We start from the raw sequence: 17947 nt of genomic DNA on the forward strand, positions 1-17947 counted from the left end.
TATCTTTATAAATTGTTTTTTGTTATAATGAAAAAGTACTTTTTGATTAAACCGCTGGAAAATCAATTTCAGTATTTGCTACATTGTTAAAGTAGTTTGTCAATACATTCAAAGCTACGTGTCCAATAGTTTCTGCAATTTCAGCATCAGAAACGCCTGCATTTTTGGCTTTATTCACATCATCATCGTTTACCAAGCCACCTTTGCTGATTAATGTTTTAGCCAATTGTAAAATCGCTTCTGTCTTTGCATCATCAGAATTTCCTGTTCTTGCTGCTTTTAAAACTGCTGGATCTGCTTTTACCAATTTTTCTCCAATAAAAGTGTGAGCTGCTAAACAGTAATCGCAAGAATTGCTTTCTGAAACTGCTAATGCGATTAATTCGCCAGTTTTTGCACTTAATTTTCCGTGGCTCAATGCGCCGCTTAAGTTTAAATATCCTTCCAAAACCGCTGGAGAATTTCCCATTGTTCGCATCATGTTTGGTACAACGCCTAATTTTGCCTGAACTGCGTTGAATAAATCTTTAGTTTTTCCTGTTACTTCTTCTGGGTTTAATGCTGTTAATCGTGTCATTTTATTTAATTTTTTAAAGTTGTTATTTGTTGTTGTCTTTTGACATTACAAAGTTGCAACGATTACAGATTTTAGAACATGGAGAATGTACGCTATGTGATGGATAATTTTCCCTCTCATTTTTTTCAGGAGCTAATCCAGCTTTCCGCTTCAAGTCCTCGCTTAAAAGCCTTATTTTTCTAAACCATAAAACGAGCTTCCGTTGGTCGCTGTTTTCTGGCAAGAAAAATAAGGCTTTTGAACTCCGGGCTTTCCACTACAATCTGGGCTAATACAGGTTTCATAAGAATGTTTTCGGGTAGTTTGTCAGGAATCATAAGTCTTATGAGTAGTAAAACTTTGTCAAAGTTTGAAACTTTGACAAAGTTCACGGCGAAGTTCTTCGACAATCTTGTCATTTCGACGAAGGAGAAATCTCCGCGAGTAGCTTCGTATAGAATATCCGCAATCTTTGTAGAGTTTCTTGTGGAGATTTCTCCTTCGTCGAAATGACAAATAAGACGAAAAAAAATAGGTTGTTCTTTTTGGGAACAACCTATTTTTAAAATTCTATTCTAAAAAATCTTATTTCAAAACGCCTTCAACAGCCTGAATAGTTGTAGCATGATAACCAGATTTTGCTTTGTCAAAAACCTGTTTTGCCCAAACTTTTCCTTCAGGAGTTTTAACCATTTCTTTGTAAAGCATCATAACAGAGCCTGTTCTGCTGATTCCAATTAAAAATTGCTCAATTGCAGGATTGGCAGCTTTGTATTGATGACGAATTGCCTGAACAAACCATTGACGTTTGATGATAAAATTACCGCCTTTTGTAAAATTGAATTCTTTATCAATTGCTTCCATTTCTTTTGCATTAATATCAGCTGGAAGATGATCTATAAAGTGTTGTTTTTCCGCTGTAGTTGTGATTTTTTTGCTTAAACCTGCAACGCCTGTTTCTCTCCAGCTTTTTTGAATGGCATCGATAGCATCAAATTCAGCTGAACTTACTGGAAGAATATTCGATGGAATTCCTGGTTTGTAAATCCAGTTGTCTAATTGAATTTTATCCGCTAAAGCTTTGTCTCCTTTGATAAGATTTTCATTTAAATACTTTATAAAATCTTCTGTTGTGATTGATTGGAAAGCATGAGAATCGAAATAATTCTTAATAAACGGATCGAATTTAGCACGTCCGACAGCATTTTCAATAACTCTTAAAAAAGCGTAACCTTTTACATAAGGAATTTGGCTGATTCCGTCGTCTGGGTTTCTTCCCGTAAGACTAACTTTTAATCTCGTATCTGGATTTGTGTCTCCGTATTCCGCAACATTATCTATCAATTCTTTGTTAGTGATAACATTTTGCATGTCGAATTCTTTCTTTCCAAAAATGGCTTCTCCAATTCTGTGTTCAACATAAGTTGTAAAGCCTTCATTTAGCCAAATGTCATCCCAAGTTGCGTTGGTAACTAAATTTCCGCTCCAGCTGTGACCTAATTCGTGTGCAAGCAAACTTGTAAGCGAGCGATCTCCAGCGATTACTCCTGGAGTTAAGAAAGTCAAGTTTGGATTTTCCATTCCGCCATAAGGGAAGCTTGGAGGTAAAACCAAAACATCATAACGTCCCCAACGATAAGGTCCATATAGTTTTTCTGCTGCATTTACCATTTTTCCTAATTCAGAAAATTCATAAGCAGCACTTTTTAAAACAGATGGTTCTGCATAAACTCCAGTTCTATTGTCAATTGCTTTAAATTCGATATCTCCAACGGCAATTGCCATCAAGTAAGACGGAATCGCTTTGTCTTGTTTGAAAGTATAAATTCCAGTATCATTTTTCTTCTGCGGATTTACAGCACTCATAACGGCCAGTAAATCTTTAGGAGCCTTAACTTTTGCATTATAAGTAAAACGAATTCCAGGTGAATCCTGACATGGAATCCATGTTCTTGACCAAACGCTTTCACCTTGTGAAAATAAGAAAGGTTTCTTTTTATCGGCAGTTTGTTCTGGCTTAAGCCATTGCAATGCTATAGCATCTTTAGTTGTGCTGTAGTAAATGTTTACTTTAGTCGTGTTTGGTTCAATAGTGATATGAAGTGGCTTTCCGTGAAATTCAACATCTTTGCCCAGTTCGAATTTGGTTTCTTTTTCTTCGTCACCTAAGGTTACTTTTGTAATGTTTAAAGTGTTTTCGTCAAAAATAATTTCGTTTCCTTTACTGATGTTGTCAATTGTCCATGATGCTTTTCCTGAAATAGTTTGTGTGTCAAAATCAACTTTAATATCAAGATCAAGGTGTTTTGCAACAGCAAGTTCAGGTTTAGAGTAACTGTGTTCGTCTATAACAACAGTCGTTTTTTCTGTTTGCTCTTTTTTCTGGCAAGCAATTACTGTCAGAAATAAAGCTAAAAGAATTAGTTTCTTCATTTTATGAGGTTTTGAATTTGAGAATGAAAATTAAACAAAAAATCCCGCTTTGAATAAACAAAACGGGATTTAATTATAAAATTAACAAAGATTACGCCAACATTGTAACTGGGCTTTCGATGTATTGTTTTAATGTTTGTAAGAACTGAGCTCCAGTTGCACCATCAATTGTTCTGTGGTCACATGCTAATGATAACATCATTGTGTTTCCAACTACGATTTGACCGTTTTTAACTACTGGTTTCTCAACAATTGCACCTACAGAAAGGATAGCAGAGTTTGGTTGGTTGATAATTGAATTAAATTCAGTAATACCAAACATACCAAGGTTAGATACTGTAAAAGTACTTCCTTCCATTTCTTGTGGTCCTAATTTTTTGTTTTTAGCTCTTCCAGCAAGATCTCTTACCGAACCACCAATTTGAGATAAACTCATAGCATCAGTAAATTTCAATACAGGAACTACTAAACCGTCTTCAACAGCTACAGCAACACCAATGTTTACGTGGTGGTTGATGATGATAGCATCTTCTTTCCAAGTAGAGTTGATTTTTGGATGTTTTTTCAATGCTAAAGCACAAGCTTTGATTACCATATCGTTGAAAGATACTTTTGTATCTGGAACGCTATTGATAGCAGCTCTTGCTCCCATAGCTTCGTCCATGCTTACTTCGATCACTAAGTTGTAGTGAGGAGCAGTGAATAAAGATTCAGAAAGACGTTTTGCAATGATTTTACGCATTTGAGAATTTTTGATCTCTTCTGTGTAAACTTCTCCAGCAGGAACAAATACTTTTGGTGCAGCAGGTGCAGATGCTTCTTGTTTAGCAGCTGGTGCAGAAGCAGCAGTTTGAGCTTGAGCAGATGGAGTGAAGTTTTCGATATCGCTTTTTACGATACGTCCGTTTTCTCCAGATCCTTTCACTTGGTTTAAAGAAATTCCTTTATCAGAAGCGATTTTTTTAGCTAAAGGAGAAGCTAAAATTCTTCCTCCGTTTGAAGTTTCGGCAACAGCTTCTGGTGCTTTTTCAGCAGCAGGAGCAGCTTTTTCTTCAGCAGCAGGTCCCGAAGCTTCGGGAGCAGGTGCAGCGCCTCCAGCAGTAAAGTTATCAGCAACTCCAGAAATGTCAGTTCCTGCAGGTCCGATGATAGCTAATAAGCTGTCAACAGGTGCAGTGTTTCCTTCCTGAATTCCGATATATAATAATGTTCCAGCATTGAAAGACTCAAACTCCATAGTCGCTTTGTCTGTTTCAATTTCTGCTAAAATATCTCCTTCAGCAACTGTATCGCCAACTTTTTTCAACCAAGTTGCTACAGTACCTTCAGTCATTGTATCACTCAAACGAGGCATAGTTACAACTACAACTCCTTTTGGTAATTCAGTTGCTGCTTTTGCAGGAGCAGCAGCTTCAGTTTTTGCTTCAGCAGCAGGAGTATCTGCTTTTGGTTCCGAAGCTTCGGAACTAGCAGCAGGAGCGTCACCACCAGCTAAAAGAGCAGAAATATCTTCTCCTTCTTTACCAATGATAGCTAATAATGAATCAACAGGAGCAGTTTCTCCAGCTTGAATTCCGATATGTAAAAGAGTTCCTTCGTTAAAAGATTCGAACTCCATTGTTGCTTTGTCTGTTTCAATTTCAGCTAAGATATCGCCTTCGCTTACTTTATCGCCTACTTTTTTAAGCCAAGTCGCTACCGTTCCTTCCGTCATTGTATCGCTCAAACGAGGCATAGTTACTTTAATTGCCATAATTCTTATAATTTATGAGGTGTAAATGGATAGTCTTCTTGTGCGTATACTACATCGTATAATTGTTGTAAGTCTGGGTATGGAGATTCTTCAGCAAATTTCTGACATTCTTCAACTAAGTCTTTAACTCTTTGGTCAATTACTTCTATTTCTTCAGCTGTAGCATATTTTTGATCCATAATTACATCAAGAACTTGTGTAATTGGGTCAATTTTTTTGTACTCTTCAACCTCTTCTTTAGAACGATATAATTGTGCATCAGACATAGAGTGTCCTCTGTAACGGTACGTTTTCATTTCAAGGAAAGTTGGTCCGTCTCCGCGACGTGCTCTTTCGATAGCTTCGTGCATTGCTTCAGCAACTTTTACAGGGTTCATTCCGTCAACAGGTCCGCAAGGCATTTCATAACCTAAACCTAATTTCCAGATATCAGTATGGTTTGCAGTTCTTTCTACAGAAGTTCCCATTGCATAACCGTTGTTTTCAACGATAAATACAACTGGAAGTTTCCATAACATAGCCATGTTGAAAGCTTCGTGAAGAGAACCTTGTCTAGCAGCACCGTCACCAAAGTAAGTCATAGTAACCCCGCCAGTATTGAAATATTTATCAGCGAAAGCTAAACCTGCTCCTACCGGAATTTGTCCACCTACGATTCCGTGTCCTCCGTAAAAACGGTGCTCTTTAGAGAAAATGTGCATAGAACCTCCCATACCTTTAGAAGTTCCTGTTGCTTTTCCTAAAAGCTCTGCCATTACATTTCTAGGATCAACTCCCATACCAATTGGCTGAACGTGGTTTCTGTAAGCAGTAATCATTTTATCTTTGGTCAAATCCATAGCGTGCAATGCACCTGCTAATACAGCTTCTTGACCATTATATAAGTGTAGAAAACCTCTAACTTTTTGTTGGATGTATAATGCTGCAAGTTTGTCTTCAAACTTTCTCCAAAGTAGCATGTCCTCATACCACTTTAAATATACCTCTTTTGTAACTTCTTTCATCTGAATTCTTTCTTTTGCTAAAGTTGTTTGTGTTATCGATTATTGTTGCCTGTAACGCAAAATAGTTTCCTCCCACAAATTTGCGCCCGAAAGGTCGGGATGCAAAAATAAGACATTACATTTAAGAACTAAAATTTAAACGATACTTTTTGGCTTTTTTTTACAAGAACTTTTTATCGAACATCAACGGAAGTAAATTTTTCAGTGATGATGATTTGTAAACCTCTCCAATTTCGCCCATAAAATAGATTTCAATTGGTGTATCTTGTTTTATTTCATATTCTGCAATCGATTGCCTGCAAGAGCCACAAGGTGGAATTGGAGCTGTAGTCTGATTAGTGTCTGAGGCTGCTGTAATAGCCATTTTTAGGATTTTTGCCTCTGGATATGCGCTTCCTGCATAAAAGATTGCTGTTCTTTCTGCGCAAAGTCCAGAAGGATAAGCAGCATTTTCTTGGTTCGAACCTAAAATAACTTTTCCATTGTCTAGAAGTAAAGCGGCTCCAACTCTGAATTTAGAATAAGGTGCATAAGCTTTTTTTCTTATTTCAACCGCCTGATTCATTAGTTCTTGAATGTCGGTTGGGAGCTCGTTTAGGTTTTCAAATATTGTAAAAGAAGTTGTTATATTGATTTCTTTCATTTTTTATCGAGGAAAAAAAATCCAAATTCCCTTATTTAGGAATTTGGATTAAGTTGTTTTTATTTTATTTCTGTTTTTAATACGTTTCGTATTTATCTCCAAAGTTAAACGTTAAAGAGAAACGAAGCGTATTTTCTAAAGGATTTTTTATTTTTGATGCTGAGAATAGATATGATACATCAATTTTCATGATGTTATATTTAAATCCTGCTCCTAAAGAGAAAAATTGTTTTGCTCCTTTTTCTGGACTTTCATGATAGTATCCTAAACGCATTGCAAACGAATCTTGGTACATATATTCAGCTCCAAGACTATAAGTAACCTCTTTCATTTCTTCTTTGAATCCGCCTGGGGCATCTCCAAAAGATTTGAATATCCCTTCAAACCAGCCAATATCATTGTATTTTTGATATCCGTTATTGGTTGCTTGCGCTTGTGAAATGTCTTCGGGATCATCGTAGTCGCCATCACCATTTCCGTCAACAGGAGTTCCGATTCCTGGAGGAGTTGGTACTAATAATTTGGTAAGTTCGGCGCTTACTGTAAGTTTATTATAATCATCAAAAATGAAATCAAATCCTCCACCAACTCTTAAATTAGCTGGTAAGAAGTTTGAGCTAATATCATCATTATCATAGCTGATTTTTGGTCCTAAATTTTGAAAGTTAATTCCGGCTCTCCATCTACCATTGAAATCTTGATAAGCAATTTCTTCAGATTGGTAAAAAGCGGCAACATCAACTGCAAAAGATTTTGCTGCTCTTGCGTCTACATCTTCTGAAGCAACTTTTAAATTAGAGTTAATAAAACGAGCGCCAACTGCCATTGAGAATTTTTCGCTCAATTTTAGAGAGTAAGATCCGTCTAGTGCGAATTCGTTTGGATTAACTTCGCGAACTGGTTCTGTTGGATCTCCTGTATATCTTAGTTCAATTCCTCCAAAACCAAAATAACGGAAACTAGTTGCAAAAGCACTTTTTTCGTTGATTTTGTTGTAATACGTTAATTGTCCTAAAGAAATGTCATTAGCAAGATCTGTTAAGTATGGAGTGTAACTGATAGAAAGACCTTGAGCATCTTCTGAAAAGGCATATTTTGCTGGATTCCATTGTTGAGAGAAAACGTCTGCAGAAGTAGCGACACCTTGGTCGGCTAAACCTGCTGCTCTAGCATCTGCAGCTACCATTAAGAATGGAACTCCTGTAACTATGGGTCTTGATTCTTGAGCTTGTAAGCTACAGAGAATAAAAAAACAGATTAATAAAAGTGATATTTTTTTCATTGGTGGGACTAAATTTTTTTTGGTGATGCAAATATATATAATATTATAGGATGACAAGCTTTTCGTATTTTTCTGCTTTTTTATTTGTTAAATTTGATTTTACAGTGAGTTTGTAAATATATACTCCTTTTCCAATTCTATCTCCAAAATCATCTTTTCCGTCCCATGTTATGTCGCGCGATAAAAATCCTTCTGTAGTTATGGTCTGATTTTTTGTCCAAACTACTTTTCCTGTAATAGTCATTACCTGAACCTGCACATCTAAAGGTTCGTAAGGTCTATTGTGAGAAAACCAAAATTGCGTATAGGTTGAAAAAGGATTTGGATAATTAAGAACGTGCGACAGTGTTAGCGAATCATCTCCTACAACCGTAAACTGAATTTCACTCGTAACAGGATTGTTGTAAACATCCCATGCAGTAAAACTTATAGTATGCAATCCTGGAGATAAATTTCTAAACGGAAAACGTAAATTTCCGTTGGTATAATCATCTAATTTTGTTTGATAATAATCATTCAAAATGTAAGGATTGCTCACATCTCCGTCTAAAATTGCTACAATATCATGTCCGATTCCGCTTGCTGTATTAATTCCGTTTTCGTCTTCTAGGAAAGCCAGAAGGAAAGGAGAATCATTTGTAATGCCTCCAGATACAAAAGTTTCGTCGTTCATATATAACTTAACTTTTGGGCTAATATTGTCCTGAGGTGCATTTTCGTTAATTCCTCCAATTTTAATAACATTATTATAACCAGTTTGGTTTTCTAATGATTCGTTTTTCTTAGAATAAAAACTGATTCTGCCGTTGTCAACAGGAATTCGAATATCTCTTGGAACAACAAAGCTAAATTCAAATTGCCCGTTGGTTACAGAAGCATTTCCTCTGAAAATAGTTTCTCCTAAAGTTTTAAATTGCATTGCTGGACTATTCCCGTCATTGTTTAATGTAGAAGTGGTAATCATTTTGTCGAAAATGGCAGTAGCCAATTCTCCATTATAATTACTTAAAAGAGTATTGTTCTCGTCTGTTATTTCTCCTGAAATTTTAATTTTTGAAAGAGACTTAAAATCTGGAATTGGTTGCGAAACAGCAATATCATTTACTTTCGTTAAATTAATTCTTGGCTTCGGAATTGCAAGCATTAAAGCAGGATCGCCCAGATAAAAAATAACATTGCTTGAAGAACTCGGATTTTCATTTTTTGAGATTCGAAGCGTTTCTGCAATGGTATTGTATTGATTTGAGCCGTAAGATAGTAAGTTTCTGCTTAAGCTGTCATTGAAGTTCTCAGCATTAAACTGTCCAATTGATCGAATTGTTGTAAGCATAGAAATAGCGCCCCCTTTTGGATTCCAAAAAGTATATTCGCCAGCGGTTGGACGTGTTGGGTCGTCAAAACGCGAAAATTCGCAAGTAATGGTTATAAATAAAGGATATTTATATTGGTTGTTTAAATTCTGTCCATCTGATTTTTCCCAAATTCTTTCGCTTGCCAAACCATCTTCACCACCATGACCTAAATAATTAAAGACTAAAGCGCCCTTTTCAAAAGCATTAAAAATATCTGTTCTGGCTTTAGGGTAACGCGAGCCTCCAGCGGAAGCTTCTTGCGTGTAAGCATCTAAAAATATTTTATCAATATTAAAAAATGGTTTTTCTGTTGCGATAACGTCGGCTAGAGCATTTTGACGAGCTTGCAAACTCGCATCTGAACTTTGGTCGGAATCATCGCTTATTAAAACAAAATTATTACGCCAGTTTCCGTAGGATTTAAGATCGTAATATTCCAGTACTTTATTTACCATTTCACTTGCTTGCGCATTGTCAGAAACCAGCATTCGTCCTACGGCAATATCAATTCCTCCAAAAAAAGAAATTATATTTCCTTCGTCAGCGTCCATTAAACCAAAAAAATCATCAGATGCAAAAGAAGATTCGCCAACGGTATTGCTGTTTAAGGAATGATAAATAGGAACGATGTTGGTGTTGTTGGTAATGCGGTCTTTGTAATCGTAAGAAGCATCTCCAAAAAGATTGACATATTTTATTCTTTTATCTGGAGAAGATGCATTGTCGTAAATGTATTTGATGCAATTTCTAATGGCGCTAATGTCTTGTTTTCCAGAAGAAAATTCCTGATAGATATTCTCGAGAGCGATTACTTTTACAATTAAATTAGAATTGGTTCGGTGAAAAGTTGCTAATTTTTCTGCTTGTGAACTTAGAGATTTTGGCGTTATAATTACATAATCAACATCTTGAAAGCTGTTTTGGTTGTTTTTAAGTAATGTCCCTTTAAGATTCTGATTTGCAATTTTCGATTGACTTTCCTTTAAAGGAGTATAAAAATCTGACGCATCAATCGCAATATATTTTCTGATTTCGCCAAGAGTTGCCTTGAAGCTAAAAGAAGATTGACCCGCATTATCAATTTTTGAGACATTATATAGGTCTGTGATATCCCAAATTTGCGAAATAGCTGCGGCGTTTCCAATAGTGTAATTTACAATGCCAATTGTTGAGCCAGCCAAATCGTATTGAAATTTGAATTGTTTTCCGGTGCCTAATAGTCTTCGTTTTGCAATTAAATTAATGTAATCGAGATATCCTTTTGAGCCAGGAACACCATTATTATTGTAATTGAGTTTGATTTTAATATTGTCAGTTCCGGCAAAAGTAGTGTTGGCAGGTAATTTTCCGTTGTAATATTTAGTGTCAGAACTGGTGATTAAAGCGTTAAAAGAAATGTTTCCGATGTTTTGTCCGTTTGAAGAAATTGTAAATGAAGTAGGGGTGTAAGCCGCAGAAGCAGCATTTACTTCAATTTTGACAGGAACAGAAGTTTCTAAATTTGGAAAATTAAAAGAAAATTCCTGTTCTTGATTAATGTCAAATGATTCTCCCAGCCATTGTCTTCCTAGATGCGCGATGTTTGTTAAGTCGGTTTCGTGCGATTGATAGTCATCAAACGTGTTAAGTTCTAATGTTGCAATTCCAGTTGGCTGAATTAGATTTGAAATTCGTTTTCCTTCATTTCCTCCGCTTGTAATGTAATAATAAGATTTTGTGCTATATAGATTAATGTTGGTTTGGCTTTCGGTGTTCCAATTATCAACTCCTTCGGCGTAAAAAAGAATGAAATCCTCATTGTTAAAAACGCCATCGCTTTCTCCAGAAATCTGAATCGCATTTTCAATTAAATCTTCTGGATAATAAATATTGTTTGCTAAAGGAAGCATTCGACCGCCATTTCCATAGATTTTTATTCTTCTCGGATCAACTTTAGAAGCGTCAAAACCAAGACTTTGCAAAAAAGATCGAGAAATTTTATAAACGCCAGATTTTTCAACATAAAAACGATACCAATCGCCAGAAGCTAACACAGAATTTGAAATTGCAGCGCTTTTTTGAGAAAGTGACGAATTGTTTGTTTTTGAAGTTCCAGCAGTCGAAGAATAAGAAAAAGATTTTATTCTTTTAAAGCCATTTCCGTCCTTAATAATAGGCGAAAGAATTAAAAAAGCTTGCTGATTTCCTCTTGAATTAGCTACTTTTAGCGACTCATTTGGCTTTTCTGGAATGCTATTTTGAATTAAATCACCCAGATCAGCAGCAGAAATTTGCTCGTAAATGACGTTTGAGATTTGTATTGAATTTGATCCAGAAAAGATAGATTGATTCAAATTAAGCATTAATGTTATGCTTTTCTTAGCTGTATCAAAGCGAAAACTATTACCAGAAAAATACGGAATTATGAGTTTTTGTTCACCGTAGTTCATCTCTTTTTTGCCTTGCCAATCTACTGTGAAGTTCCCATTTATCTGAGAAAGACAGATAATTGGAAGCAAAAAAAGATATATTTGTAACGCTCGTTTCATGCTTCAAAAATACGGGTTTAATTTAAAAATATTTTAGTAAGTAAAAATATAGTATTTCATGTTATAGTAATAATAAAAAGTATATTTTTGCGTTCGTAACTATAGGTTATTTTCTGGTAAAAAAACAGTGAAATAAAATTATTAGAACGGATGTTGCTAATTAAATGTTAATTATTATATTGCAGCACCTAAATTTATCACCTAAGAATGAGTATGAAAGTAAACAAAATTGTAGCCTTGCAATTAATGATGTCAATGGTATTGATGTTGGGCACGGCTAGTTGTAGCAAAAAATCGAGTTCCACTCACGCTTCGAGAGCAACTGGCTGGGATGTAGATAGTCAGAATGGAACTGCTGCTAGAAATGCAGGTAAAAAACAACAGGCTGGTCCTGGTTTGGTTTTTGTTGAAGGAGGTACGTTTACAATGGGTAAAGTACAGGATGATGTTATGCACGATTGGAATAACACGCCAACCCAACAACACGTTCAATCATTCTATATGGATGAAACCGAAGTTACAAATGGTATGTACTTAGAATACCTAGAGTGGTTAAAGAAAGTTTTTCCACCGACAGAAGAAAATTACAAGAATATTTACGAAGGTGCATCGCCAGATACACTTGTTTGGAGAAATCGTTTAGGATACAACGAAACGATGACTAATAACTATTTAAGACACCCATCTTATGCTAATTACCCAGTAGTTGGTGTTAACTGGATTCAAGCAGTTGAATTTAGTAAATGGAGAACAGACCGTGTGAACGAAGCTGTTTTAGAAAAAAATGGTTACCTTAAAAAAGGAGCTAAAACAAATGAAGTTGGTGCAGATAATGCATTTAACACTGAAGGTTACTTAATGTCTCCTAGCACATCACGTGGTGGTAGCGAAGAAATCGTGTTAAAGAAAAACCCAACAGGAAGAAGACCTAAAGCAGGAAAAGATGGTGTAGTGCCAGAGGAGAAAAATGTGTACGCACAACGTTCTTCAGGAATCATCTTGCCAGAATACAGACTTCCTACTGAAGCAGAATGGGAATATGCAGCTGCTGCAGATGTTGGACAAAGAGAATACAACATTTACAAAGGACAAAAGAAATATCCTTGGTCTGGAGATTACACTCGTTCTTCAAAACGTAAAAATAGAGGAGATCAATTGGCTAACTTTAAACAAGGAAACGGTGATTACGGTGGAATTGCAGGTTGGTCAGATGACGGAGCAGATATCACAAACTCTGTAAAAAGCTATGCACCAAACGATTTCGGATTATACGATATGGCAGGTAACGTTGCAGAATGGGTTGCCGATGTTTACAGACCTATTATTGATAATGAAGCAAACGATTTTAACTACTACAGAGGAAATCAATATGCTAAAAATAAAATTGGTAAAGACGGTAAAGTAGAAATTGTTACAACTTCTACAATTAAATATGACACTTTAAGTAACGGTAAAGTTATTGCAAGAAATCTTCCAGGAGAAATTGCTCAAGTGCCAGTTGATGATCAAGAAACATATTTGAGAACAAACTTTAGCCAAAGTAATAATATCAACTACAGAGATGGTGATAAACAATCTTCTAGATATTTTGATTTTGGAGATTCAGAATCTGGGTCTAAAGCTGATCAAGCAATGTACAATTCTCCTAAACATAATGTTACAACAGACAGTTTAGGTAAAATGATCAGAAAATATGACAACTCTAGTAAACGTACTACTTTAATCGATGATAAAGTAAGAGTTTATAAAGGAGGTTCTTGGAGAGATAGAGCTTATTGGTTAGATCCAGCTCAAAGAAGATATTTCCCTCAAGATATGGCAACTGATTACATTGGATTTAGATGTGCAATGTCTAGAGTAGGTTCTAAAGCTGAAAAAAGAAAATCACCTAGAAACTAATAGTTAGAAATTCTAATATAAAAAATTCCAAATTCCAAAAGCTGAATATTCAGTCTGGAATTTGGAATTTTTTTATTGTTTTTTTTCTACTTTTATCATCTATTAAAAAAATTATAAATGAATATTCAAGACATTCATAACCTGTTTTTACAATGCAGTTCGCTTTCTATTGATACTAGAAAGATTGAAAAGAATTCAATGTTTTTTGCAATTAAAGGCGAAAATTTTGATGCTAATACATTTGCTAAAGAAGCTTTAGATTTAGGTGCTTTATTTGTTGTTATAGATAATGAATCTTACTTTATTGATGAAAGGACTATTTTGGTTAAAAATAGCTTAGAAACGCTTCAAGAGCTGGCAAAATTTCATCGCTCTTATTTGGGATTGCCAATTGTGGCATTAACTGGAAGTAACGGAAAAACAACTACCAAAGAATTGATCAATGTTGTTTTGTCTAAAAAGTTTAAAACAAAAGCAACAATAGGTAATTTAAATAACCATATTGGTGTACCACTAACTTTGCTTTCTTTTACCAAAGAAACGGAAATCGGAATTGTTGAAATGGGAGCTAATCATCAAAAAGAAATTGAATTTCTTTGCCAGATTGCGCAACCAGATTTTGGTTACATCACAAACTTCGGAAAGGCACATTTAGAAGGTTTTGGCGGAGTTGAAGGTGTTATAGCCGGAAAAAGCGAAATGTATCAATATCTTGCCGCAAATCAGAAAACTGTTTTTGTAAATCTTGAAGACGCAATTCAGGTTGAGAAATCTAAAGATATTAAATCGTTTACGTTTGGAGTTAAAAACCCCAAGGCAGATTTAAATATCGAGAAAATTGAAGCAAATCCGTTTGTGATTATTAATTACAATGACTTTCAAATAGAATCTCATTTAATTGGTCTTTACAATTCAAATAACATTAATGCAGCTGTCGCAATCGGTAAATACTTTGAAGTTCAGGAAAGCGATATAAAGAGCGCTATTGAAAATTATATTCCAGCGAATAATAGATCTCAAATGATGCAAAAAGGCTCAAATGAGATTATTTTAGATGCTTATAATGCAAATCCAAGCAGTATGGCTGTGGCGATTACTAATTTTCTTCAATTGGATAAAAAGAATAAAATTATGATCTTGGGTGATATGTTCGAATTAGGAGACGAAAGTCTTTACGAACATAAAGTTTTAGTTGATTCGCTGGCAGATCAAAAACAAGCATTATGCTTTTTGATTGGAAAAGCTTTTTATGCAAATAAAGTTTCAAATGAAAATATTCAGTTTTTTGAAACCTTTGATTTGTTTGCAGAATACCTTAAAAACTATGAATTTAATTCAAATACAATATTAATAAAAGGCTCACGCGGAATGGCTTTAGAACGTTCCTTAGAGTATATTTCATAAAAAAAGCCATCAGCTGCGGCTGATGGCTTTTTTCTTTTATATAGTCATTAAGAAACCAATTAGATTTTCTTTTTTGTTTAATCCTAATTTTTTTCTAAGTCGATAGCGGGCAAGTTCTACACCGCCAGTCGAAATGTTCATAATTTCGGCTATTTCTTTGGTTGACATATTCATTAATAAATAAGTCGACAAATCCAGTTCTCGTGGTGAAATTGTTGGGTATTGTCCTTTTAATCGTTTTAAGAACTCAAAATGCACGTTTTTGATGTGTTTTTCAAGATCCTTCCAGCTTTTATCGGTGTTTACTTCTTTTACAATACTCTTATGTAATTTACTGAATTCAGATTTTGTATTGTCGTCTAATATGTTGGTGTCAATATCTTTAAGTTTATGTATGATTCCATTTAAAATCTTATTCTTTTTTACTACCTGTAAAGAGTTATTTACTAGCTCCTTGTCTTTTGCTAAAATTTTGATTTGTAGTTTGTCATTTTTCAACTTTTCAATTTCTTTCTCCAAATCATGTTGTTCATGTCTAATTTTAGATTCTCTTTCCAGATACAATCTTCTTTGTTCGATTGTTTCGTAATATCTGTTTTTTCTAATTTTAAGTTTAATTCTAACAGATATTAAATAAGCTCCCAATAAAACAAGGATTAAGTAAAATAAATAAGCAAGAAAATGTCTGTACCAAGGCGGCGATACTGTAAATTCTACTTCCGTAATGTCGGATTCTATGCCATAACTATTTCGGGTCTTTAACTTCATTACATAATTGCCCTCTCTAAGGTTGGTATATTCTTTTATTGCAGTTTGCGACCAGCCGCGCCAGTTTTCCTCAAAAGGCTCAAGTTTATAGGAATACATTACATTTTCTTGATTTTCATAAGTAGGCGATGCAAACGTAAATTTAACGCGATTGTATTTATAAGGAATTGAATACGATTCTTCTTTATTATCTAAATTACCGGTCAAAATTGTATCTCCTGGAAATGTAAAGCTTTCAATAAAAGCTCTCGGCTTTGTCATGAAAGTATTTGGGATAGTAGAATTGTAATGCGTTAAACGGTCTGTTAACCCTATAAATATATTTTCAGGATCTATAGCGTTTACAGAAATATAATTATTTACCAAATTCCCAGTTAAATTTGAAAATATAGCTTGTTTTTTGGTGTAAGTTCCATTTTTATTTTTCGCTAAAACGCCTAATGATTCATTAAATGCATACCATAAACTACCAGAGGGATCTTCTATTAAAGTGTTTATAGTTGGAATTCCCTCAAATAATTTTGTGATCTTTTTGTCTTCAAAAAAAGTTTCTTGTTCTACAGAATATCTAAAAAAGTGATTTTGAGCTTGAATATATACTTTGTTATTAATAGTTTGTAAGCTGTTAATTCCTTTGTACTTATCAGATATATTGACATGTTTTTTTATAAAATCAAAACGCAATAAATCTTCAGATAATTTAACTTGATATAGAAACGGATTTTTCTTTAACCATAAATAATTTTCGTCTATTTCGACAGAGAAATTATTGGTCGTTTCGTCAAAACCTTTTACTTGATGAAGGTAATCGTAGCCAGATGAAGATTTTTTAAATACTGAAAATCCGTTATAACTTTCGCCAATAATATAGTTTTCGTGATCAGGAATTTTCTTGAAACCAAAATATCCTTTTGTGTCTAAAATTTTCGAAACTCTATTGTTGTTTATAACCAATGCACCGCTGTTACTGGCGCAAATAAGCACATCATTTAAGACTTGGATATTCCAAACCTGAGAAATTGTTCCTTCAACTCTAATAAAAGGACTGTCTTTAAAAGATTGTCCCCAAGGATGATAGAATAATCCTTGATTGGTTGCTACATAAAGGTTTCCGTTGTGAGTTGTTGACGCATAAACAGTTCCTATATTATAGCTGTAATCGAAATAAGAAAAAGGCGAATTTTCATTTATAAAAGTGATACCGTTGTCAAGTCCGAGCCAAATATTGTTTTTATTGTCAATAAATGATGCAAGAATTGTATTGTTTTGAATGCCCTTTTGTCTATTTAAATGCTGGATTATTTTTCCGTTTAAATCACAGATTATTGCTCCATCTAATACGGAATTAAGAATGATAAATTTGTTTTTAATAATAGATCCGCCAAGAGATGTGTTTTTTCGAATAAAGTCATTTGCCTCTGTTTGCCAAGGCTTTATAGCGCCATTTTCTGAAACAAAAAGACCTTTCTCTAAAGTCGCATACAGCAAGCGATTGTTTGGCAAAGGAAATAAAGACCAGATTTCTTTGTCATTAAAGATAGTCGTGCCTTTTATTGCAGTAAGTTTTCTGTTTTTGTATTCGAGTAAACCTAAGGTTTTGTCTTGAAAATAAAGATGATTGTTTACTAAAAATGAAAACTGAAACTTATGAGGTGCAGTTAAAGTAGTTACTTTTTCATTTTTTAGAAAAAAGACTTTACTGAAAGATTGGAAAATGATTTCGCCGTTAAAAATGTGAATTCTCCAAATAAGATTGATGTTTTCTTTATCAATTGGACTTAGAAGATTGTATAGAGAATGGTATTTAAGAATCCCTTTTTCATTCGTTTTAAAATATCCAAATTCATTATTTCCGCCTACAAATATTCTTCCTAATGCGTCAATTTTTAAGCTTCTAATCTCAGATTTGTTGGGTAATGAGTATTTATGCCAGTTTGAACCATCAAATTGTATTAAACCGCTGTTGTTGGCAAAGTAAATGTTTCCGTTTTTGTCTTGATCTATACTCCAGTTTTGTGTTCCACCTTTATATTCTGATCTTTTGTAATTTTTTATATCTGGAATTCCAATGTTTTTTACTTGACTAAATCCTTGTGTTTGTAAGAAAAATAAGGAAAGTACTGTAAAAGTTTTAACTATGAATTTCATAAAATTTTAGATGTATTTTTAGTAAAAATGCTGTATTCTCTATTTAAATTGTTGATTTTTCAATCGGTTTGATTCTCTTTTTTTAAATTATTTTTAATTTACAACGTTTTAGTTATTGTTAAACTAATGTAATATACGTTTTTTTTAATTAACATTTTTATAACAAAATTTTCTCAA

10 protein-coding genes are annotated in these 17947 nt (G+C 34.2%); 2 read left to right on the top strand and 8 right to left on the bottom strand.

The genetic code is table 11. The features are described from left to right. Positions 1 to 46 precede the first annotated feature (46 nt). From NYQ10_RS07260 to porU, 7 genes are all read right to left on the bottom strand, one after another. Positions 47 to 577, bottom strand: coding sequence for a carboxymuconolactone decarboxylase family protein (locus NYQ10_RS07260; protein WP_289879565.1), 531 nt, complete (start codon positions 575 to 577; stop codon positions 47 to 49). 564 nt (positions 578 to 1141) lie between these two features. Beyond that, positions 1142 to 2989, bottom strand: a complete 1848-nt coding sequence (locus NYQ10_RS07265; protein ID WP_289879566.1) for a hydrolase/aminopeptidase — start codon at positions 2987 to 2989, stop codon at positions 1142 to 1144. 91 nt (positions 2990 to 3080) lie between these two features. After that, positions 3081 to 4742 (bottom strand): pyruvate dehydrogenase complex dihydrolipoamide acetyltransferase, encoded by a 1662-nt coding sequence (locus NYQ10_RS07270; protein WP_289879567.1) that lies wholly within the window; start codon positions 4740 to 4742, stop codon positions 3081 to 3083. Positions 4743 to 4747: 5 nt separating this feature from the next. Next, on the bottom strand, positions 4748 to 5746 hold the full coding sequence (gene pdhA, locus NYQ10_RS07275; protein WP_223707312.1) for a pyruvate dehydrogenase (acetyl-transferring) E1 component subunit alpha: 999 nt from the start codon (positions 5744 to 5746) through the stop codon (positions 4748 to 4750). A gap of 160 nt (positions 5747 to 5906) precedes the next feature. Continuing rightward, positions 5907 to 6389, bottom strand: coding sequence for a cytidine deaminase (gene cdd, locus NYQ10_RS07280; RefSeq protein ID WP_289879571.1), 483 nt, complete (start codon positions 6387 to 6389; stop codon positions 5907 to 5909). 76 nt (positions 6390 to 6465) lie between these two features. Beyond that, complete coding sequence (gene porV / locus NYQ10_RS07285; RefSeq protein WP_289879575.1) at positions 6466 to 7671, bottom strand: type IX secretion system outer membrane channel protein PorV; 1206 nt, start codon at positions 7669 to 7671, stop codon at positions 6466 to 6468. Positions 7672 to 7714: 43 nt separating this feature from the next. Beyond that, positions 7715 to 11551, bottom strand: coding sequence for a type IX secretion system sortase PorU (gene porU / locus NYQ10_RS07290; protein ID WP_289879576.1), 3837 nt, complete (start codon positions 11549 to 11551; stop codon positions 7715 to 7717). Between the two features lie 213 nt (positions 11552 to 11764). On the opposite strand from porU, the gene gldJ reads away from it, so the two are divergent. Both gldJ and NYQ10_RS07300 read left to right on the top strand, forming a co-directional pair. Then, complete coding sequence (gene gldJ, locus NYQ10_RS07295) at positions 11765 to 13450, top strand: gliding motility lipoprotein GldJ (RefSeq protein ID WP_289881013.1); 1686 nt, start codon at positions 11765 to 11767, stop codon at positions 13448 to 13450. A 117-nt stretch (positions 13451 to 13567) separates the two neighbouring features. Then, the gene (locus tag NYQ10_RS07300) at positions 13568 to 14854 is read left to right on the top strand and encodes a UDP-N-acetylmuramoyl-tripeptide--D-alanyl-D-alanine ligase (protein WP_289879577.1); all 1287 of its coding nucleotides are present in this window, start codon (positions 13568 to 13570) and stop codon (positions 14852 to 14854) included. Positions 14855 to 14890: 36 nt separating this feature from the next. Here NYQ10_RS07300 and NYQ10_RS07305 read toward each other — a convergent pair whose 3' ends face one another. Next, complete coding sequence (locus tag NYQ10_RS07305; protein WP_289879580.1) at positions 14891 to 17770, bottom strand: helix-turn-helix and ligand-binding sensor domain-containing protein; 2880 nt, start codon at positions 17768 to 17770, stop codon at positions 14891 to 14893. Positions 17771 to 17947: the final 177 nt, after the last annotated feature.

This window comes from Flavobacterium johnsoniae (assembly GCF_030388325.1).
GTDB classification, from domain to species: domain Bacteria; phylum Bacteroidota; class Bacteroidia; order Flavobacteriales; family Flavobacteriaceae; genus Flavobacterium; species Flavobacterium johnsoniae_C.